Source organism: Ideonella sp. (assembly GCF_041914305.1).
Classification (GTDB): Bacteria; Pseudomonadota; Gammaproteobacteria; order Burkholderiales; family Burkholderiaceae_C; genus Ideonella.
Window position 1 is genome coordinate 338,516 of record NZ_JAYSDQ010000003.1, and the last position, 20,252, is coordinate 358,767.

General features: G+C 68.2%; 19 protein-coding genes. 7 read left to right on the forward strand and 12 right to left on the reverse strand.

The features are described 5' to 3' along the window. Nucleotides 1-47: 47 nt before the first annotated feature. A complete protein-coding gene (gene cheD / locus ACE3SG_RS06220; protein WP_374563229.1) occupies nucleotides 48-752 on the forward strand; it encodes a chemoreceptor glutamine deamidase CheD in 705 nt (234 codons plus the stop codon). A 36-nt stretch (nucleotides 753-788) separates the two neighbouring features. After that, complete coding sequence (locus ACE3SG_RS06225; RefSeq protein WP_374563231.1) at nucleotides 789-1,877, forward strand: chemotaxis response regulator protein-glutamate methylesterase; 1,089 nt, start codon at nucleotides 789-791, stop codon at nucleotides 1,875-1,877. Nucleotides 1,878-1,904: 27 nt separating this feature from the next. On the opposite strand, the gene ACE3SG_RS06230 is transcribed toward ACE3SG_RS06225, so the two are convergent. Further along, nucleotides 1,905-2,831: a LysR family transcriptional regulator gene (locus ACE3SG_RS06230; RefSeq protein ID WP_374563233.1), complete on the reverse strand. Its 927-nt coding sequence runs from the start codon at nucleotides 2,829-2,831 to the stop codon at nucleotides 1,905-1,907. A gap of 95 nt (nucleotides 2,832-2,926) precedes the next feature. On the opposite strand from ACE3SG_RS06230, the gene metE reads away from it, so the two are divergent. Further along, nucleotides 2,927-5,290: a 5-methyltetrahydropteroyltriglutamate--homocysteine S-methyltransferase gene (gene metE / locus ACE3SG_RS06235; protein ID WP_374563235.1), complete on the forward strand. Its 2,364-nt coding sequence runs from the start codon at nucleotides 2,927-2,929 to the stop codon at nucleotides 5,288-5,290. Between the two features lie 3 nt (nucleotides 5,291-5,293). On the opposite strand, the gene hemW is transcribed toward metE, so the two are convergent. From hemW to ACE3SG_RS06260, 5 genes are all read right to left on the reverse strand, one after another. Further along, the gene (gene hemW / locus ACE3SG_RS06240) at nucleotides 5,294-6,505 is read right to left on the reverse strand and encodes a radical SAM family heme chaperone HemW (RefSeq protein ID WP_374563237.1); all 1,212 of its coding nucleotides are present in this window, start codon (nucleotides 6,503-6,505) and stop codon (nucleotides 5,294-5,296) included. Further along, a complete protein-coding gene (locus tag ACE3SG_RS06245) occupies nucleotides 6,505-7,134 on the reverse strand; it encodes a non-canonical purine NTP pyrophosphatase (RefSeq protein WP_374563239.1) in 630 nt (209 codons plus the stop codon). The genes hemW and ACE3SG_RS06245 overlap by 1 nt, the downstream gene beginning before the upstream one ends. A 4-nt stretch (nucleotides 7,135-7,138) precedes the next feature. Beyond that, nucleotides 7,139-7,879: a ribonuclease PH gene (rph, locus tag ACE3SG_RS06250; RefSeq protein ID WP_374563241.1), complete on the reverse strand. Its 741-nt coding sequence runs from the start codon at nucleotides 7,877-7,879 to the stop codon at nucleotides 7,139-7,141. A 149-nt stretch (nucleotides 7,880-8,028) separates the two neighbouring features. Next, entirely contained in the window at nucleotides 8,029-8,940 is a 912-nt protein-coding gene (locus ACE3SG_RS06255; protein WP_374563242.1) for a PP2C family serine/threonine-protein phosphatase, read from the reverse strand. Further along, nucleotides 8,937-9,902 carry a serine/threonine-protein kinase gene (locus ACE3SG_RS06260; protein WP_329716749.1) on the reverse strand — a complete coding sequence of 322 codons (966 nt, stop codon included), beginning with the start codon at nucleotides 9,900-9,902 and terminating at the stop codon, nucleotides 8,937-8,939. The genes ACE3SG_RS06255 and ACE3SG_RS06260 overlap by 4 nt, the downstream gene beginning before the upstream one ends. A gap of 30 nt (nucleotides 9,903-9,932) precedes the next feature. Between ACE3SG_RS06260 and ACE3SG_RS06265 the strand changes: the two genes are divergently transcribed. The 4 genes from ACE3SG_RS06265 (at nucleotide 9,933) to ACE3SG_RS06280 (ending at nucleotide 14,099) form a co-directional block, all read left to right on the forward strand. Then, nucleotides 9,933-10,844 carry a YicC/YloC family endoribonuclease gene (locus tag ACE3SG_RS06265; RefSeq protein WP_374563244.1) on the forward strand — a complete coding sequence of 304 codons (912 nt, stop codon included), beginning with the start codon at nucleotides 9,933-9,935 and terminating at the stop codon, nucleotides 10,842-10,844. A gap of 8 nt (nucleotides 10,845-10,852) precedes the next feature. Further along, nucleotides 10,853-11,473 carry a guanylate kinase gene (gene gmk, locus ACE3SG_RS06270; protein WP_374563246.1) on the forward strand — a complete coding sequence of 207 codons (621 nt, stop codon included), beginning with the start codon at nucleotides 10,853-10,855 and terminating at the stop codon, nucleotides 11,471-11,473. Nucleotides 11,474-11,505: 32 nt separating this feature from the next. Beyond that, nucleotides 11,506-11,709: a DNA-directed RNA polymerase subunit omega gene (gene rpoZ, locus ACE3SG_RS06275; RefSeq protein ID WP_374563248.1), complete on the forward strand. Its 204-nt coding sequence runs from the start codon at nucleotides 11,506-11,508 to the stop codon at nucleotides 11,707-11,709. Between the two features lie 113 nt (nucleotides 11,710-11,822). After that, on the forward strand, nucleotides 11,823-14,099 hold the full coding sequence (locus tag ACE3SG_RS06280) for a bifunctional (p)ppGpp synthetase/guanosine-3',5'-bis(diphosphate) 3'-pyrophosphohydrolase (RefSeq protein WP_374563250.1): 2,277 nt from the start codon (nucleotides 11,823-11,825) through the stop codon (nucleotides 14,097-14,099). Nucleotides 14,100-14,123: 24 nt separating this feature from the next. Here the strand turns inward: ACE3SG_RS06280 and ACE3SG_RS06285 are convergent, their stop codons facing one another. The 6 genes from ACE3SG_RS06285 to ACE3SG_RS06310 form a co-directional block, all read right to left on the reverse strand. Beyond that, the gene (locus ACE3SG_RS06285) at nucleotides 14,124-15,269 is read right to left on the reverse strand and encodes a DUF3466 family protein (protein ID WP_374563252.1); all 1,146 of its coding nucleotides are present in this window, start codon (nucleotides 15,267-15,269) and stop codon (nucleotides 14,124-14,126) included. 259 nt (nucleotides 15,270-15,528) lie between these two features. Beyond that, nucleotides 15,529-16,095, reverse strand: coding sequence for a transcription elongation factor GreB (gene greB / locus ACE3SG_RS06290; protein ID WP_374563254.1), 567 nt, complete (start codon nucleotides 16,093-16,095; stop codon nucleotides 15,529-15,531). 48 nt (nucleotides 16,096-16,143) lie between these two features. Further along, nucleotides 16,144-16,641: a MarR family winged helix-turn-helix transcriptional regulator gene (locus ACE3SG_RS06295; protein ID WP_374563256.1), complete on the reverse strand. Its 498-nt coding sequence runs from the start codon at nucleotides 16,639-16,641 to the stop codon at nucleotides 16,144-16,146. Continuing rightward, complete coding sequence (locus ACE3SG_RS06300) at nucleotides 16,641-17,372, reverse strand: ABC transporter ATP-binding protein (RefSeq protein ID WP_374563259.1); 732 nt, start codon at nucleotides 17,370-17,372, stop codon at nucleotides 16,641-16,643. Before ACE3SG_RS06300 ends, ACE3SG_RS06295 begins: the two co-directional genes overlap by 1 nt. 4 nt (nucleotides 17,373-17,376) lie before the next feature. After that, nucleotides 17,377-19,143 carry an ATP-binding cassette domain-containing protein gene (locus ACE3SG_RS06305; RefSeq protein WP_374563261.1) on the reverse strand — a complete coding sequence of 589 codons (1,767 nt, stop codon included), beginning with the start codon at nucleotides 19,141-19,143 and terminating at the stop codon, nucleotides 17,377-17,379. Nucleotides 19,144-19,145: 2 nt separating this feature from the next. After that, complete coding sequence (locus ACE3SG_RS06310) at nucleotides 19,146-20,183, reverse strand: branched-chain amino acid ABC transporter permease (RefSeq protein ID WP_374563263.1); 1,038 nt, start codon at nucleotides 20,181-20,183, stop codon at nucleotides 19,146-19,148. Nucleotides 20,184-20,252: the final 69 nt, after the last annotated feature.

Sequence of the window (20,252 nt, forward strand, 5' to 3'; positions counted from 1 at the left end):
GCCGCACCCGCCGTCATTCGAATATTCACGCGAACCAGGTTTCACCCATGGCCACCTTGCCTTCCGCTTCCTCGCCCGGCGCCACCCGCGTCGCGCCACCGCCCTTCAACAGCGCCGGCACCAGCAACACCCTGGGGCGCACACCGCGGCTGGACCTGCTCAAGGCCCAGGCCCGCAAGCCGGGCGAAGCGTCGTTCTTCTTCTACGACGCGCACTTCAAGAACGAAGCGGTCAAGGTCTTGCCCGGCGAGTACTACTGCGACACCGAAGACCTGCTGGTCATGACCACGCTGGGCTCGTGCATCGCCGCCTGCCTGTGGGACCGCCAGGCCCGCGTCGGCGGCATGAACCACTTCATGCTGCCCGACGGCGCCGGCGACTCGGGCCGCTATGGCTCGTACGCAATGGAACTGCTGATCAACGAGATGATGAAGCGCGGCGCCTCGCGCCTGACGATGGAGGCCAAGGTCTTCGGCGGCGGCGCGGTGATCAGCGGCATGAACTCGATCAACGTCGGTGAGCGCAACACGCAGTTCGTGCTCGACTTCCTGTCGACCGAGCGCATCCCTGTCGTCTCGAAGGACGTGCTGGACATCTACCCGCGCAAGGTCTGCTACCTGCCGGCCAGCGGCAAGGCGATGGTCAAGCGCCTGGCGCCGACCAATGCCGAAGCGCTGGTGGCCCAGGACCGCGCGGCCGCCCAGAAGGCCGCGCCCGCCAACACCGGCGGCGGCTCGATCGACCTGTTCTGACCACCCGACAACCCAGCCCAGCCAAGGAAGACAAGAATGGCCAAGACGCGTGTGGTGGTGGTGGACGACTCGGCGCTGGTGCGCAGCCTGCTGGCCGAGATCATCAACCGGCAGCCCGACATGGAGTGCATCGGCACCGCGGCGGATCCGTTCGCCGCGCGCGAGATGATCCGCAACCTGAACCCGGACGTGATCACGCTGGACGTCGAGATGCCGCGCATGGACGGCATCGACTTCCTGTCCAAGCTGATGCGCTTGCGGCCGATGCCGGTGCTGATGGTGTCCACGCTGACCGAGCGCGGCGCCGACGTGACGATGCGCGCGCTGGAGCTGGGCGCGATCGACTTCGTCGCCAAACCCAAGATCGGCGTGGCCGACGGGCTGAAGCAGCTGGCCGAAGAGATCACCGAGAAGATCCGCATCGCGTCGAAGGCGCATGTGAAGCGCGCCCCGCCACCGCCGGTGTCGGCCACGCCCGGCACGCCCGCGGCCGCCAAGCCCCCGGTGGCCAACCTGGGCCGGCTGTCGACCGAAAAAATCATCTTCATCGGCGCTTCCACCGGCGGCACCGAGGCCACCAAGGAAGTGCTGATGAACCTGCCGGCCGACGCGCCCGCGGTCGTCATCACCCAGCACATGCCGCCCGGCTTCACCCGCTCGTATGCGGCGCGGCTGGACACGCTGTGCAAGATCCGCGTGAAAGAGGCCGTGGACGGCGAGCGGATCCTGCCCGGCCACGCCTACATCGCCCCCGGCGGCCTGCACCTGAGCGTCGAGCGCTCGGGCGCCAACTACGTGGCCCGCGTGCGCGACGGCGAGCCGGTGAACCGCCACAAGCCCTCGGTCGAGGTGCTGTTCGAATCGGCTGCCCGCGTGGTCGGCCAGAACGCCTTCGGCATCATGCTGACCGGCATGGGCGCCGACGGCGCCAAGGCCATGAAGACGATGCGTGACGCCGGCAGCTACAACTACGCGCAGAACGAATCGACCTGCGTGGTCTTCGGCATGCCGCGCGAGGCGATCCAGCACGGCGCCGCCAACGAGGTGCTGCCGCTGCAAGACATCGCGACGCACCTGATGGAAAAACTGCGCTCGATGCACGGCGCATTGCTGCACCGCGTCTGAATCAGCGCGCCGCGTCAGCGGCGCGCTTCAAAGCAGCGTCACACCCGGCAGGTTCAGCAGCGAGGCCTCTCGCATGATGCGCACGAACTCGGCCAGGTAGGGCCGGTCGGCCAGGCGTTCCGGGGTGGCGGCATACAGCCGCCCGGTCAGCCCTTCGCGGCCGATGCGCTGGTGGGCCACGTAGCCGCGATCGAGATAGTTCTTCACCGCCCACACCGGCAGCGCCGCGAGCCCGCGCCCACTCGCCACCAGTTGCAGCATCGCCACCGTCAGCTCGCTCGTGCGGCGCGGCGGCGTCACGCCGGCCGGGCGCAGCACGTGCCGCACCAGGTCCAGCATGTCGTCGGGCACCGGGTAGGTGATCAGCGTGTGGTCGGCGAAGTCTTGCGCGTAGAGCCAGGGTTTGGCCAGCAATGCGTGGCCTTGCGGCAGCAGCGCGACGATCTCGAAGCTGAACAGCGGGCTGTAGACCACGCCGGCCTCGTCGTCTGACAGCTCGGAGACGATCGCCAGCTCGGCGCGGTCCTGGTGCAGCAAGCCCACCGGGTCGGCATGAAAGCCCGACACGATGTCCAGTTCGACCTCGGGCCAGCGGGCGCGCAGCGCGTCCATCGCCGGCATCAACCAATCGAAGCAGGTGTGGCACTCCACCGCGATGCGCAGCGTGCCGGCAGCCCCACCCACGAGCCGCGCCACATCGCGCTCGGCCTCGCTGACCTGCGGCAACACCGCATCGGCCAGGCGCAGCAGGCGTTGCCCCGCCGCGGTGAACGCCACCGGGCTGGACTTGCGCTCGAACAGCGCCGTGCCATAGGCCTCTTCCAGCCCCTTCATCTGATGCGACAGCGCCGACTGCGTCAGGTTCAGCAACTGCGCCGCGCGCGACAGATTGCCGGCCTCACGCAACGCCAGCAGCGTCTTCAAGTGGCGCAGCTCCAGCAGCGACTGGTTCATGAGTCCAATTCAAGTTCGTTCAAGAAAACTTTCGCTTGAATCATAGTGGTGCCCTGCCGATCATGCCAAGCGATTCATTCAAAGAATGCTCGATCATGATTCAGACTCATATTCTTGGCTTTCCACGCATCGGCGCACAGCGCGAATTGAAATTCGCGCTCGAGCGGCACTGGCGCGGTGAGATCAGCGCCGACGAACTGGACGCGACCGGCCGCACCCTGCGCCGCCGCCACTGGGAGCAGCAGCGCGACGCAGGCCTGAGCTTCCTGACGGTCGGCGATTTCGCCTTCTACGACCAGGTCGCCAACCACATCCAGCTGTTCGGCTGCGAGCCAGCGCGTTTCGGCTTCAGCGCCGCCGAGCCCGCGTTGGCGCGCCATTTCACGATGGCCCGCGGCGTGGCGCACACGCTCACGCACACGCACGGTGACGGCTGCGGCTGCGGTGCCCCGGCGGCCAGCGGCACGCCGGCGCTGGAGATGACCAAATGGTTCGACACCAACTACCACTACCTGGTGCCCGAGTTCACGGCCGATACCGCCTTCGCGCTGGCGCCGCAGCGCCTGCTGGCTGAGCTGGCCGAGGCGCAGGCGCTGGGGCTGCCGGTCAAGCCGATCTTGCTGGGCCCGCTGACCTTCTTGTGGCTGGGCAAGGCCAAGGCCGAAGGCATCGATCGTCTCGGCCTGCTCGACCAGCTGCTGCCGCTTTACGTCGACCTGCTGACCCGCCTGGCCGCGGCCGGCGTGCAGTGGGTGCAGCTGGACGAACCGATCCTCGGCCTCGATCTGCCGGCTGCGTGGACGCAGGCTTTCGAGCGCACCTACCAGCGCCTGGCCAAGGTCGATGTGTCGGTGCTGCTGGCGACCTACTTCTCGCCGCTGCAAACCAACCTGCCGCTGGCCTGCCGGCTGCCGGTGGCCGGCTTGCATGTGGACGCGGTGCGCGCGCTGGACGAGCTGCCCGCGGTGCTGGACGCGCTGCCGCTGGACCGCGAACTGTCGATCGGCATCGTCGACGGCCGCAACATCTGGCGCGCCGATCTAGACACCGCGCTGGCCCACCTGCGCCCGGCCCTGGAGCGCCGTGGCGGCCGGCTGTGGCTGGCCCCTTCGTGCTCGCTGCTGCACGTGCCACTGAGCCTGGCGAACGATGCGTCGCTCGACGCCGAACTGCGCCGCTGGGTGGCCGGCGCTGCCGAGAAGCTGGCCGAGCTGCAACTGCTCAAGCGCGCGCTGCTGAAGGGTGACGACGCCGTGGCCGGCGAGCTGAGCGCGGCCCGCACCGCGACCGACGAGCAGCGCCACAGCCCGCGGGTCACGAACCCGGCGGTTGCGCAGCGTTTGCGGCAGATGCCGGCCGGCATCGACCGCCGCATCAGCGCCTTCGCCCGGCGCCAGCGCCTGCAGCGCAAGCGGCTGAAGCTACCACCGCTGCCGACAACGACGATCGGCTCGTTCCCGCAGACACCGGCCATCCGCGCCGCGCGCGCTGCGCACAAGCGCGGCGAGCTGCCGGCCCAGGCCTACCGCGAAGCGATGCAGCACGAGATCGCGCAGGCCGTGGCGGCGCAAGAGGCGTTGGGGCTCGACGTGCTGGTGCATGGCGAGGCCGAGCGCAACGACATGGTCGAGTACTTTGCCGAGCAGCTGCAGGGTTATGCGTTCAGCGCCAACGGCTGGGTTCAGTCGTATGGCTCGCGCTGCGTGAAGCCTCCGCTGCTGTTCGGCGACGTGTCGCGCCCGGCGCCGATGACCGTCGAATGGGCCCGCCACGCGCAAAGCCTGACCCAGCGGCCGATGAAGGGCATGCTGACCGGCCCGGTCACGATGCTGCAATGGTCGTTCGTGCGCGACGACCAGCCACGCGCCGACACGGCCTTGCAGCTCGCCCTCGCGGTGCGCGACGAGGTGCTGGACCTCGAAGCCGCCGGCATCGCCGTCATCCAGATCGACGAACCGGCCCTGCGCGAAGGCCTGCCGCTGCGCCGCGCCCAGTGGCCCGACTACCTCGCGTGGGCGACCCGCGCCTTCCGCGTCGCGGCCAGCGGCGTGCGCGACGACACGCAGGTGCACACCCACATGTGCTACGCCGAGTTCAACGACATCCTGCCCGAGATCGCCGCGCTCGACGCCGACGTGATCACGATCGAGACCAGCCGCTCGGACATGGCGCTGCTGCAAGGCTTTGGCACCTTCCGCTACCCCAACGAGATCGGCCCTGGCGTGTACGACATCCACTCGCCGCGCGTGCCGGCCGCGGCCGAGATGGTGCGCCTGTTGCGCAAGGCCGCCGAAGTGGTGCCGGCCGACCGGCTGTGGGTCAACCCCGACTGCGGGTTGAAGACCCGCAGCTGGCCCGAGACGATGGCGGCGCTGCGCGAGATGGTGCAGGCGGCACAGCAGTTGCGCCACGAGCTGGCGCGGGGAGCGCGAGCCCCGGCCGAGACGGCCGAGGCCTGAGGGCTACAGGAAGATCGCCTGCAGGTCGCTCAGGAAATCGAAACCGCGCGCGGTGGGCCGGATCACCCGGCCCGTCGGCCCGCTCACGGTCTCGAGCAGGCCTTGCGCCTGCGCCATCTTCAGCCCTTCGGTGATGGCCGAGGGCGGCAGGCCAGTGCGGTCGGTGAACAGGGCCTCTTCGAAGCCCTCGCGCAGGCGCAGCGTGTTGAGCATGAACTCGAAGGGCAGCGACTTGCGCGCGACCTCGTCTTCGTTCGACGCGGCCTTGCCGGCCAGCGCCTCGGCCATGTAGCGCGCCGGCTCGCGCCACTTCACCGTGCGCAGCACCCGGTGCGGGAAGCTCAGCTTGCCATGGGCGCCAGCGCCCAGGCCGAGGTAGTCGCCGAACTGCCAGTAGTTCAGGTTGTGGGCGCAGCGGTGGCCGGGGCGCGCATAGGCCGAGACCTCGTAGCGCTGCAGGCCGGCCTCGCCGGTCAACTCGACCAGCCGGTCCATCATCATCGCGCTGGTGTCGTCGTCGGGCAGCACCGGCGGCTTCACTGCGAACGCGGTGTTCGGCTCCAGCGTCAGGTGGTACAGGCTCAGGTGCGGCGGGTTGAAGCCGAGCGCGGTGCGCACGTCGGTCTCCATCTCCACCAGCGTCTGGCCTGGCAGCGCGTACATCAGGTCGAGGTTGAAGGTGTCGAAGGTCGACGCCGCCTCTTCGATCGCGGCAATGGCCTGCGCGCGGTCGTGCACCCGGCCCAGCGCCTTGAGCTTGGCGTCGTCGAAGCTCTGCACGCCGATCGACAGGCGCGTGACCCCAGCGGCGTGAAAGGCACGAAAACGCTCGCGCTCGAAGGTGCCCGGGTTGGCCTCGAGCGTGATCTCGCAGCCGGGTGCGAGCGGCAGCAGCAGGCGCAGGTCCGACAGCAGGCGCTCGATGCCGGCCGGCGAGAACAGGCTGGGCGTGCCGCCGCCGATGAACACCGTCTGCACCGTGCGGCCCCAGACCAGCGGCAGGCTGGCTTCGAGGTCGGCGCGCAGCGCGTCCAGATACTGGGTTTCGGGCAGGTCGCGGTTGTTCCTCGACGCGCCGATCTCATGCGAATTGAAATCGCAGTACGGGCACTTCTTCATGCACCACGGCAGGTGCACGTAGACCGACAGCGGCGGCGGTGCGCCGAGCTGCAGCGTGCCCGGGCGGAGGAAGCGATCGGCTGCGGTCGAGTCCATCACAGGCGCCATGCACTTCGCATCAACGCGATCATCTGCACCGCGGCGATCGCGCGGTGGCTGTGGGCGTTCTTCAGTTCGGTGGGCAGCGAGGCCACGGTCCGGCCGAGCGTCGGAATAAACATCAACGGGTCGTAGCCAAAACCGCCCTCGCCTTGCGGCGTTGCCAGGATCTCGCCGCCCCAGCGGCCGAAGGCGATCAGCGGTTCGGGATCTTGCGGGCTGCGCAGCGCGATCAACGAGCAGACGAAGCTGGCGCGGCGATCGGTGGCGCCTGCCAGGCGGTCCAGCAGCAGGCGGTTGTTGGCGGCGTCTTGCGCACGGCGCTGCGCTTCGCGGTCCGTGCCCGGCTCGGGGGTGAACGGCGCGTACACCGCCGACTGCACGCCCGGCTCGCCGCCCAACGCATCGACGCAAAGGCCCGAGTCGTCGGCGATCGCCGGCAGCCCGGTCACCGCAGCCGCGTGGCGCGCTTTGGCCAGGCCGTTCTCGACGAAGGTGTGGTGCGGCTCATCTGCCTCGCTCACGCCGAGCGAGCCCTGCGTGACGAGCTCGATGCCCAGTGGCGCGAAGAGCAGGCCCAGCTCGGCCAGTTTCTTCGCGTTGTTCGAGGCGAGCACCAGCTTCACCGGCTCAACCCTTGCTCAGCGGCTGGGCCAGCGCGGCGCGCTGTGCCTCGGCCAGCTCCTGGATGCCCTTGCTGGCCAATGCCAGCAACGCGTCCATCTCGGCGCGGCTGAAGGTCGCGCCTTCGGCCGTGCCCTGGATCTCGACGAAGCCGCCGCTGGCGGTCATCACCACGTTCATGTCGGTGTCGCAGGCCGAGTCTTCGATGTATTCGAGGTCCAGCAGCGCGGTGCCGTCGATCAGGCCCACCGAGATCGCGGCCACGGCGTCGCGCACCGGCGAAACGGCGATCTTGCCGCTGGCCAGCAGCACCGAAACCGCGTCCTGTGCGGCGACGAAGGCGCCGGTGATCGCGGCCGTGCGGGTGCCGCCGTCGGCCTGCAGCACGTCGCAGTCGAGCGTGATCGTGCGCTCACCCAGCAGCTTGAGGTCGAACACCGCGCGCAGCGAGCGGCCGATCAGGCGCTGGATCTCCTGCGTGCGGCCGCTTTGTTTGCCGCGGGCGGCTTCGCGGTCGCTGCGGGTGTGGGTCGAGCGCGGCAGCATGCCGTATTCGGCCGTCAGCCAGCCCTCACCGCTGCCCTTCTTGTGCGGCGGCACACGCTCTTCGACCGACGCGGTGCACAGCACCCGCGTCTCGCCGAACTCGATCAGCACCGAACCCTCGGCATGTTTGGTGAAGCCGCGGGTGATGCGAAGCGGACGCAGCGAATCGGGCGCGCGGCCTTGGGAACGTTGGAAGCTCATGGGGTCTTTCTTGAAGCAGAAACGGCGCCCTGTGGGCGCCGACAAACATGGTCAGGATGCGGCCTCAGCCGGCGCCGGGCCGCCCCAAGGCGGCTGAGCACCCGCTCGGCGGGTGGTGACGGTAGTCCGTCACCGGGTGCTCCATCAACTCAGGGCCGCTTCTTGGACGAGCGCTGGATCGCCTCGTTGATCTCGCGGATCGAGCGCTCGATCTCGGCCTCGTCCAGGTCGCCCGGCGCGGTGTCGGCCAGGCTGGCCTGGATGGTCGAGGCGAAGACGTCTTCGCCCAGGCTGCGGGTCGATACGCCGGCGGCACTGTCGCTTTCTTCGACCGCTTCCCATTCGACCGCCAGCACGGTGACGTTGTCGCCATGGGCGCCGCCGTTGCGCAGCGCCCGCTCGACCATCTCGGGCACGCCGTCGGACAACGAGCGGGTCGACAGCAGCTCGACGATTTCTTCTTCGTTCAGCTGGCTCCACAGGCCGTCAGAGCAGACGATCAGGCGGTCGCCGGTCTGCAGCGTGACCGGACCCACCGTGTCGACCACCGGCTTGCCGGGGCTGCCCAGGCAGGTGAACAGCACCGAGCGGTTGAACTTGGCGTCGATCGGCACGACCTGCGACAGCGTGTTCTGCAACTCGGTGTACGAGTGGTCGCGGGTGCGAGCGATCAGGTTGCCGCCGCGCACCAGATAAAGCCGCGAATCACCGCAATGGGCCCAGAAGGCGGCGCGGCCTTGCAGCACGCAGGCGACGACCGTCGTGCGCGGCGTGTCGACCAGGCCTTTTTCGGTGGCGTAGCGCAGCAGCTGGTGGTGGCCTGCGAGGATCGAGTCTTGCAGGAAGCGCAGCGGGCTTTTCAGGCTCGACTTGGCTTCCCGCTGGAAAGCGGCGGCCAGCGTCTGCAGCGCGAGCTGAGAAGCCACTTCGCCTTCAGGGTGGCCGCCCATGCCGTCGGCAAGCGCGAACAGGCCCGAATCCCGCGTGTAGCAATAGCCCATGCGGTCTTCGTTCTTCTCGCGGCCGCCCTTCCGGCTGACCTGGTAGACGGAAAATTTCATCGTGCCCCGGTCTTCAGGTTCTCGATCTGCAATTTGAGGCGCTCAGTGAAACTGAGCGAGGTATAGCGCCGTTCGGTCTCGCGTGACAACTCTTTTTGCAACGCGAACACGCTTTGGGGCCGTGAAAGCGGATCCAGCGACATGCACCACTCGGTGACCTCGATCAGGTTGTCCGAGTAGGTGTTACGCATGCGCGACATCGACAAGGTCAAACGGTCTTTGTCGATGCGCTGCGGCGCGTCGGTGGGGGGGTAACCCTGCATGCAGGCGTAGATGCAGGCGCCGATCGCGTAGATGTCGGTCCAGGGGCCGAGCGAGCCGTCGCGGCGGTACATCTCGGGCGCGGCAAAGCCGGGCGTGTACATCGGCCGGATGAAGTTGCCCTCTTTGCTCAGCACCTCGCGGGCGGCGCCGAAATCGAGCAGCACGGCCTTGTTGTCGTTGGTGATGAAGATGTTGGCCGGCTTGATGTCCAGGTGCAGCATCTTGTGCTGGTGGACGATGCGCAAGCCTTTCAGGATCTCGTCGAACAACGAACGGATGGTCGACTCGCGGAAGACCTTTTCCTGCTTCAGGTCGCGCGCGGTGACGATGAAATCCTGCAGCGTGTCGCCCTGCAGGTAGTTCATCACCATGTAGACGGTTTCGTTCTCGCGAAAGAAGTTCAGCACCGAAACGACGCTGGGGTGCGAGATCTGCGCGAGCGAGCGGCCTTCTTCGAAGAAGCTCTTCAGGCCCAGCCGGTACAGCGGCTGCTTTTCGGGTTTGACGCGCGGCACCAGCTCGCCGACGGAGCGCTCGGCCAGCGAGGCTGGCAGGTATTCCTTCAGGGCAACCAGGTGGCGTTCTTCGTCTTCAGCGAGGTACACCACGCCAAAGCCGCCGGCCGCCAGTTTCTTGATGATCTGGTAGCCACCGACCACGGTGCCCGCGGGCAACGGGGCGGGTTTGGGCTTTGACATAATTGGGTTTTTGCTTGGTGCAAAAGCTTCATGCCAGTTTACAGCATGACCGGGTTCGCGAGCGCCAGCGCCGCCCCGGTGGCCGAGGGTGAAGCCCACCCTGCCGGTGTGACCGTGGAAATGCGCACGGTCAACAGCCGCTTCCTCGACATCGCGTTCCGCTTGCCTGACGAGTTGCGTCAGGTCGAGCCCGCGTTGCGGGAGCTTTTGACCGCCGGCCTGCGCCGGGGCAAGGTCGAGGTACGCGCCCTGCTGGGCCGCAGCGCCGACGAGGGGCTGCCCCAGCCCAGCACCGAGCAGCTGAACCGGATGGCGCGGATCGAAAGCACGGTGCAGGGCTGGTTGCCGAGCGCGGTCGGGCTGTCGGTGCACGAGGTGCTGCAGTGGTGCCGCGGCGGCGGCACCGGCAACGCCAACGCCGGGCTCGACGAGCTGGCGGTGCAGGCCGCCCGCACGGCGATCGACGCGCTGCGCGAGGCCCGCGCCCGCGAAGGCGCGCGGCTGACCCAGATCCTGGGCGAGCGCATCACCACGCTGCGCCAACTGGCCGAGCAGGCCGCGCCGCTGGTGCCGGCCGTCGTGCAGAAACAGCAGCAGCGCTTCATGGAGCGTTGGAGCGAGGCGCTGAACTCGGCCGGTGCGGCCGGCGCGGTGTCGGCCGAGGCCGCACGCGACCGGGCGCTGAATGAAGCGGCGGCCTACGCCATCCGCATCGACGTGGCCGAAGAGCTGTCGCGCCTGGTGTCGCACCTGGACGAGATCGAACGCCTGCTCGCCAAGGGCGGCGAGGTCGGCAAGCGGCTGGACTTCCTGATCCAGGAGCTGCACCGCGAGGCCAACACGCTCGGCTCGAAGTCGTCGGCGCTCGAGCTGACCGGCATTTCGGTCGACATGAAGGTCGCGATCGAGCAGATGCGCGAACAGGTCCAGAACATCGAATAAGCGTTGGCATGGAAACCCCCGGCAACCTCTTCGTCGTCGCAGCCCCCAGCGGGGCCGGCAAATCCAGCCTGGTCAAGGCCTTGCTGGAGCTCGATTCGCACCTGTCGGTGTCGATCTCGCACACCACCCGCCCGCCGCGCGGGCAAGAGCAGCACGGCCGCGAGTACTGGTTCATCTCGCCCCAGGAATTCGCCGGCATGGTCGAGCGCGGCGAGTTCTTCGAATGGGCCGAGGTGCACGGCAACCGCTACGGCACCTCGCGCCTGGGCATCGAGGCCCGCCTGATGGCCGGCGAAGACGTGGTGCTGGAGATCGATTTCCAGGGCGCGCTGCAGATCAAGCAGCTGTTCCCGCATGCGGTGCTGATCTTCATCCTGCCGCCCAGCTGGAGCGAGCTCGAGCAGCGGCTGCGCCGGCGCGGCGAAGATCACCCCGAGGTGATTGCCCAGCGCCTGGTCAATGCACGGGTCGAGGTCGACCAGGCCCGCCATTTCGACTACGTTATAATCAACGCCTTGTTCGAGACGGCGCTTTTCGACATGAAAACCGTCGTTCACTCGCAACGGCTGAAATACGCGGCCCAGCGTCGCGCCAAATCCACCGTCTTCGCCGCGCTCAATCTCGATTGATGCCGCGCGCAACTTGATTCGAAAGAACCACCATGGCCCGCATCACCGTCGAAGACTGCCTGAACAAGATCCCCAACCGCTTCCAACTCGTGCTGGCCGCCACCTACCGCGCCCGCATGCTGAGCCAGGGCCATGCGCCCAAGGTCGAATCGAAGAACAAGCCGGGCGTCACCGCGCTGCGCGAAATCGCCGCCGGCGAAGTTGGCATCGAGATGCTGCGCAAGGTCCCGACCTGACCGTCTCTTGCTTCATCGCACACCCAACGGGCGCCTGCAAGGCGCCCGTTGTGCTTTACGTGCGCGATCTCCACGCGCCCGGCTGGCCGGGTGAACTAGGCTAAATTCCCGGCATGGGGATTCGCTCCTTCGCCGCCGAACTGCTGCCCACCGCGCTGCAGGGGCGCCCGCGCGCGCCCACCAATGTGTCGCCGCCGAGTGCCGAGGTCAGCACCTTTGCCGGCCTGTCGACCAAACTGGGCCACTTGCCCAAGGCCGAGCTGAAGGCGATCCGCGACGCCTACAAGTTCGCCGACGAGGCCCACCTGGGCCAGTACCGCGCCAGCGGCGAGCCCTACATCACCCACCCCATCGCAGTGGCCGGCCTGGTGGCCGACTGGAAGCTCGACGCCCAGGCCATCATGGCCGCGTTGATGCACGATGCGATGGAAGACTGCGGCATCACCAAGACCGAGCTGATCGAGCGCTTCGGCGCCACGACCGCCGAGCTGGTCGATGGCCTGACCAAGCTGGACAAGCTGAACTTCTCGACCCGCGAGGAAGGCCAGGCCGAGTCGTTCCGCAAGATGCTGCTGGCGATGTCGCGCGATGTGCGCGTGATCCTGGTCAAGCTGGCCGACCGGTTGCACAACATGCGCACGATGAGTGCGATGAAGGCCGACAAGCGCCAGCGCATCGCCCGCGAGACGCTCGACATCTACGCCCCGATCGCCCACCGGCTGGGCTTGAACCAGGTCTACCGCGAGCTGCAGGAGCTGTCGTTCACCTACCTGTACCCCTGGCGCCATGCGGCGCTGGAAAAGGCCGTGCAACGCGCCCGCGGCTACCGGCGCGACATCGTCTCGCGGGTGCAGAAAGACGTCACCAAGGCATTTGCCGAGGCGCGCCTGAAGGTCGAGGTCAACGGGCGCGAGAAGACCGTCTATTCGATCTACCGCAAGATGCGCGAGAAGCACGCCGGCTTCGCGTCGGTGAACGACATCTTCGGTTTCCGCATCGTCGTGGCCACCCTGCCCGACTGTTACCTGGCGCTCGGCGTGCTGCACCAGCTGTACAAGCCGGTGCCCGGCCGCTTCAAGGACTACATCGCGATCCCCAAGGCCAACGGCTACCAGTCGCTGCACACCACGCTGGTCAGCCCGCTGGGCACGGCGGTCGAGTTCCAGATCCGCACCGAGGCGATGCACGCGGTGGCCGAGGCCGGCATCGCCGCGCACTGGCTGTACAAGGTCGGCACCAAGGGCGGCAACCCGTCGGATGTCGCGCAGCGCCTGGGCGCGCTGTGGCTGAAGTCGCTGATCGACATCCAGGACGAAACGCGCGACGCCGGCGAGTTTCTCGAGCACGTGAAGATCGACCTGGTGCCGGACGCGGTCTACGTCTTCACGCCGATGAGCAAGATCCTGGCGCTGCCGCGCGGCGCGACACCGGTCGACTTTGCCTACGCGATCCACTCGGACGTGGGCGACCACTGCGTGGCGGTCAAGATCAACAGCGAGCCGGCCACGCTGCGCTCCGAGCTGCGCTCGGGCGACGTGGTGGAGGTGATCACCGCACCGAACGCCCGGCCCAATCCGGCCTGGCTGAACTTCGTGCGCACCGGGCGCGCGCGCTCGAAGATCCGCCACTACCTGAAGAACCTCGAGCAGGAAGAGTCGCAGGCGCTGGGCGAAAAGATGCTGGCGCAGGCGCTGCGACTGGAGGGCCTGACGCTGCCGCCGCTCGAGCCCGCCGGGCCCGAGTCCATCTGGCCGGCCGTGCTGCGCTGGAGCGGCAACCGCAACCCGGCCGAGCTGATGACCGACATCGGCCTGGGCAAGAAGATTGCGACCATCGTCGCCAAGCGCATCACGCAAGACCTGCACGAGCTCGGCCACAAGCCCGATGCGGTGACGCTGAGCCTGAACCGCTACAGCAACCCCGATGGCGAAACCGTGCAGGGCCTGGTGGTCATCGACGGCGCCGAGGGCGCGAGCGTGACGATGGCGCCGTGCTGCCGGCCGATCCCGGGCGACGCGATCGTCGGCTACCTCGGCCGTGGCGAGGGCCTGACCGTGCACACCTCCGACTGCCAGGTCGGCCAGCGCCTGTACGAGCGCGACCGCGAGCGCTGGATGCAGGTCGAATGGGCCGAGGAGCCGACGCGGGCCTTCGAAACCCAGCTGCAGGTGCTGCTGCACAACGGCAAGGGCGCGCTGGCGCAGGTGGCGCAGGCGGTGAGCCGGGCCGAGGCCGACATCACCCACATCGACATGGGCGGCGAGCGGCCGGGCGAGACGGCGGACATGAAGCTGCTGGTCAGCGTGCGCGACCGGCTGCACCTGGCCGAGGTGCTGCGCACGCTCAAGCGCACGCCGGCCGTGCTGCGGGTGAACCGCGTGCGTCCCTGATCGGGCGCCGCGGGCCCGCCCTGCTTACTGCGGCACCAGCTTGAAGGTGGCGTGACGGGCACCGTCACCTGACACGCCGGTGGCCAGGATCACACCGTCCCGGTTGATGTCCCGGGCCCGTTCCAGCACAAAGCCCGCGCCCGACCCATCTTTGCACCCTGCGCTGCCGACCAGGTTGTTCAGGTCGCGGGGCGCGCCGCTCACCCCGAACCACACCATCGCGCGCCACGACTCGAAGTCAGGCAGTTCGCTTGCGCCGACGATGACTTCGTCGTCGTTCAGCTTCAGCGCGATGCTGGCCTTGTGGCCTTTCGGCATGCCCAACCCATGGATGCCGCTGGCGTCCCAGGCCACCGCCATCGCCGCGATCAGGCCGTTGTCCTTTTCGTAGGTGCCGGAGCCGACGACCGTGCCCTGGTTGTTGATGGCCGTGGCCTTCGAGCCGCCCCCGGTGGGCAGGCCACCCAGGTCGACAATGGTCCAGGGGTTGTCCCAACGCACCGCGTGCTGGCCGCCGCGGGTGGACTTCTTCACATCGCTCCAGCCGACGACGATGCCGGCGTCGTTGATGCCCAGCGCTTCGCTGACACGCTGCACCTGGCCGTTGTGTCCGCCCAGCGTGCCCAGGTCGAAGACCTTGCCCTTGCGCCACAGCGTGGCGTGCATGTTGCGGGTGTAGGGCCAGTCGAACGCGCCGCTGGCCCCGACGATGTCGCCCTTGTCGTTGATCGCCAGGGCGCGACCTGCGCCTGCCCAGCTGCCGGGCGGGATCGGCAGCACCTCGGCCTGGCCATTGCGCCAGGTCATCGGGGTCGGTTCGAGGTACGAGCGAAGGATTTCGGCGCCGACGACCTGGCCAGCGTTGTTGACGTCGGCCACCTCATGGAACGGCAGGTTCAGCATCGGCAGTTCCACCGGCTCTTCACCCACCACCCACACCATGGCCTTGGCCACTTCTTCCAGCTCGCCGGGGTTGTAGCGGGCAACGCCAGCGACGGTGCCCAGGTCGTTGATCGCGTGGCCCTCGGGGTACTGCGAATCGCCCTGGCCTGTCCCGGTCAGGTAGGTGCACTGATAAGTCGTGGGCGTGGCGGCGCAGGCCGCGGCAGCTGCCAGCGCCAACAAAGGCGTCATGGCGGCGCGCGCCAGCGATATCGAGCGGTATGTCATGGTGGTCTTCATGTCCTGCGAACGGTTTTCCTCGTGGGGCAGGTAATGTCCCAGAAGTCAGAGCCGAAGTCACACCCCTAACGTCGCAGCAGGATGTAAAGGACGAAAGCGGAAGACCAACCACACAGCAACTTGGACACTTGTTGAATCACGCGCTGGCATCGAGAGGCATTGGCACGCGCCCCCTTGTTCCCCGCGAGAGAGGCCGGAGAACGCGCCCCCGGCCGCCTGCCTCGTACCAACCTTCGCGCGCTGCGCGCTACTCCTTCGCCGGCTCCGGGTACCGCACCTCGATCACCTCCAGCGTCTCGACGCCGCCCGGCGTCATCAGCGACACCTCGTCGCCTTCGCGCGCCTTCAGCAGTGCGCGCGCGATGGGCGAGACCCAGCTCACTTCGCCGTGCAGGTGGTCGACCTCGTCGATGCCCTTGATCGTGATCGTGTGCTCTTCGCCCTTGCTGTTGGCATAGGTGACCGTGGCCCCGAAGAAGATCTGGTCGCTGCCGTGGTGCAGCGACGGGTCGGCCACCTCGGCAATGTCCAGGCGCTTGGTCAGGAAGCGGATGCGGCGGTCGATCTCGCGCAGGCGCTTCTTGCCGTAGATGTAGTCGCCGTTCTCCGAGCGGTCACCGTTCGACGCGGCCCAGTGCACCACCTCGACGATCTTCGGCCGCTCGTCGTCGATCAGCTGCAAGAACTCGGCACGCAGGCGCGCATAGCCGGCCGGCGTGATGTAGTTCTTGCCGCCCGCGGGCAACGGCGGCAGGCTGGGGCCGTCGTCGTCATCGTCGGCGGCGTCGGGTTCCTTGGTGAAGGCCTTGTTCATGGCACCGCGATTTTCGCAGGCGTTGCCGGCCCACAAGGGCGCGAGGGTTCAGGCGTGGCGGCTGCGCTTTTGGGCCACGCGCTGCAGCAGCTCGATCAGCAGCGCCCGCTCGGCCGGCGACAGCACCTTCAGCGCCTCTTGCTCCATCGTCTGGCCGATCTTGCGCGCCCGCGTGACAAGCGCCTGGCCCACCGGCGTCAGCCGGATCAGCTGCGCCCGGCGGTCGCGCTCGCTGCGTTCACGCCGGATCCAGCCCTGCTCGACCATGCGGTCCAGCGTCACCGCCAGGTTCGGCGGCGACACGTCCAAGGCCAGGCCCAGCTGCTTCTGGTTGACCTCGGCATTGGTGTCCACCAGCACCAGCACCGAGAACTCGACCGCCTTCAGCTTCAGCGGGCCGAGGTGCCGGCTGAAGGTCTTCTTCAGCTCGATCGACGCACGCGACGCCGCATAGCCCACCAGGTGCATCAGCCCGCTCTGGTCGAGGGCGCCATCGTGGCTGGCGGCCACCGGCACGGGGCCTGCTTCGGCTGGCTTGGCCGCCATCACGCCTTCTTCGCGCCGAGGTAGGTCTCGATCACGCGCGGGTCGACCGCCAGGTCACGCGCCGGCCCCTCGAGCGCGATCGAGCCCGTCTCCAGCACGTAGCCGTGGTCGGCCACCTCCAGCGCGGCGCGCGCGTTCTGCTCGATCAGCAGGATGCTGACGCCGGTCGCCCGCAGCGCGGTGATGGTGCGAAAGATCTCCTTCACCACCAGCGGCGCGAGGCCCAGGCTTGGCTCGTCGAGCATCAGCACCTTGGGCCGGCTCATAAGCGCGCGGCCCACCGCCAGCATCTGCCGCTCGCCGCCGGACAAGGTGCCCGCCAGCTGCGCCCGCCGCTCCTTCAGGCGCGGGAACAGGGTGTAGACCTCGTCCAGCGTCGAGCGCCATTGGGCCACACGCTGCTTCATCGGCCGGAACCCGCCGAGCACCAGGTTGTCTTCGACCGGCATCGTGCCGAACAGCTCGCGCTTCTCGGGCACCAGCGCCAGGCCGGCCATCACCCGCTCTTCGAGCGTGGCGGTGGACACGTCGACCCCGTCGAACACGATGCGCCCGCACGCCGGCAGCACGCCCATCAGCGCATTGAGCGTGGTCGACTTGCCGGCGCCGTTGGGGCCGATCACCGTGACCACCGCGCCACGCGGCAACACCAGGTTCAGGCCCGACAAGACCTCGGCCTTGCCGTAGCCGGCATGCAGGTCGCTCACTTGAAGAATCGGTTGCGCGCTCATGGGGTCAGTGCTCGGTGCCGAGGTAGGCCGCACGCACGACCGGGCTGGCCTGCACCTCGGCCGGCGTGCCGGCGATCAGCTTGGTGCCGAACTCCATCACGACGATGTGGTCGACCAGGCCCATCACGAAATCCATGTCGTGCTCCACGAGCAGGATCGACAGCCCTTCAGATTTCAGCTGGCGCAGCACCTCGGCCAGCGCCTGCTTTTCTTTCAGGCGCAGGCCGGCGGCCGGCTCGTCCAGCAGCAGCAGCGACGGGTCGGTGCACAGCGCGCGGGCAATCTCCATCAGGCGCTGCGGGCCCAACGCCAGGTTGCCAGCCAGCTCGTGCATCTGGCCGGCCATGCCGATGCGCGCCAGCTGCGCCTCGGCCTCGGCGAACAGCCGCCGCTCCTCGTCGCGGTCCAGCCGCAGCATCGCCTGGGTCACGCCGGCCGAGGTGCGCAGGTAACCGCCGAGCGCGACGTTCTCCAGCACCGTCATCTCGGGGATCATCTTCACGTGCTGGAAGGTGCGGCTCATGCCCAGCCGCGCGATCGCGCGCGACGGCAGCCCGGCCACGTCGCGGCCGCGGAACACGACCGCGCCGGCGGTCATCGGCAACACGCCGGAGACCAGGTTGAAGGTGGTCGACTTGCCGGCGCCGTTGGGCCCGATCAGGCCCATGATGTCGCCGGCGTGGATCGTGAAGCTGACATCGTTGACGGCCACCAGCCCGCCGAACTGCTTGCGCACCGCCTTCACGTCCAGCAGCAGCTCGCCGGGCTTCGGCTTGTCGCGCGTGGGCAGGGCCGCGGCACCTTGCCAGTCTTTCACCCGCTGCGGCGCCGGCAGCCAGCGCTGCACGAACGTCCACAGCCCTTCGGGTGCGTACTTCAGCACCAGCACCAGCACCAGGCCGAAGACGATGATCTCGAAGTTGCCGCTGGTGCCGATCAGCTTGGGCAGCAGCACCTGCAACTCGTCTTCGACCAGCTTGACCACGGCCGAGCCGGCGAAAGCGCCCCAGACATGGCCGACACCGCCCAGCACCGCCATGAACAGGAACTCGATGCCCTTGGGCAGCCCGAACGGCGACGGGTTCACCGTGCGCTGGAAATGCGCGAACAACCAGCCCGACACCGAGGCCAGCATTGCCGCCAGCACGAAAGCTGTGAGCTTGTAGCGAAAGGTCGAAATGCCCATCGCCTCGGCCATCGTCGAGCCGCTCTTCAGCGCGCGGATCGCGCGGCCGCTGCGTGAATCGAGCAGGTGCGTCACACCCAGTGCCGATGCCAGCGCGATGACCCAGATCAGCCCGTAGATCGCGCGCCCGCTGGCCAGGCTCTGGCCGAACAGCGTGAGCGCCGGCACGCCGAGGATGCCGTCGTACTTGCCGAGGAACTCCATGTTCGACATCGTGTAGTACAGCGCCAGGCCCCAGCAGATCGTCGCCAGCGGCAAGTAGTGGCCGGACATGCGCAGCGTCAGCGCGCCCAGCACCAGCGCCACCAGCACCGCCAGCGCCAGGCCGACGAACAGCGCGATCCACGGCGACACGCCCAGGCTCACCGACAGGTAGGCCGAGGTGTAGGCGCCGACACCAACGAACGCCGCCTGGCCGAACGAGGTCAGCCCGGCCACGCCGGTCAGCAGCACCAGCCCGAGCGAGACGATGGCGTACAGCCCGATGTAGTTGAGCTGCGTGATCCAGAACTCGGGCACCGGCAGCAGTGGCACCGCGAGCATCGCCACCGCAAACAGCGGCAGCCAGAACTTGCGTGGCAGCATGTTCAGTGCTCCTCCCCGTGCGGGTCACGCAGCGAGCGCCACAGCAGCACCGGCAGGATCGCGGAGAAGACGATCACCTCCTTGAACGAGCTGGCCCAGAACGAGCCGAAGCTTTCGAGCAGGCCCACCCCCAGGGCGCCCACCAGCGCCAGCGGGTAGCTCGCCAGGCCCGCGAACACCGCGGCCACGAAGCCCTTCAGGCCGATCAGGAAACCCGAGTCGTAGAACACTGTCGTCGTCGGCCCGATCAGCAGGCCCGACAGCGCACCGATGAACGCCGCCATCGTGAACGACAGCCGGCCGGCGCTGGTCGACGAGATGCCCATCAGCCGCGCGCCGAGCCGGTTCACCGCGGTGGCGCGCAAGGCCTTGCCCCACAGCGTGCGCTCGAAGAACAGCCACAGCATCACGATCAGCGCGATCGAGACCGCGAACACGATCAGCGTCTGGCCCGACAGCGTCAGCGGCCCGAGGTTGAAGCGCTCGTCCCAGAAGCTGGGGTTGCGAAAACCCTCGGCACCGAAGAAATACAGCCCCAGCCCGGTCAGCGCAAAGTGCACGCCCACCGACACGATCAGCAGCACCAGCACGCTTGCGTCGGCCAGCGACTCGTAGGCCAGCCGGTAGATCAGGCCACCGAAGGGCGTGACCAATGCGAGTGTCAGCGCGGCCTGCACCAGCAGCGGAAACTGCCGCGGTGCGGCCCAGATCGTCAACAGCGCAATCGCCACCGGATACGCCAGCGAGCCCACCACCGCCTTGGCCACCCGCAGCGGTGCCCGCTTCGCACGCAGCCCCGCGGCCACATCGGCCATCGCCGCCAGGCCCGCCATCACCAGCAGGAACCAGACGGTGCCCGGCACCTGCCCCAGCTGCAGCGTGGCCAGCGTCAGCGCGCCAAAGGCGACGAACTCGCCCTGCGGGATGAAGATGACCCGCGTGACCGCAAACAGCAGCACCGTGGCCAGCGCCAGCAGGGCATAGACGGCGCCGTTGGTGACGCCGTCCAGCGCGAGGATGCTCGCAATCGTCAGATCCATATCACTCAACGGTAGATGGCGCCCGACGAGCGCGCGAAGCGCCGCTCGTCGTCAAGTGGCGTGCGCGGA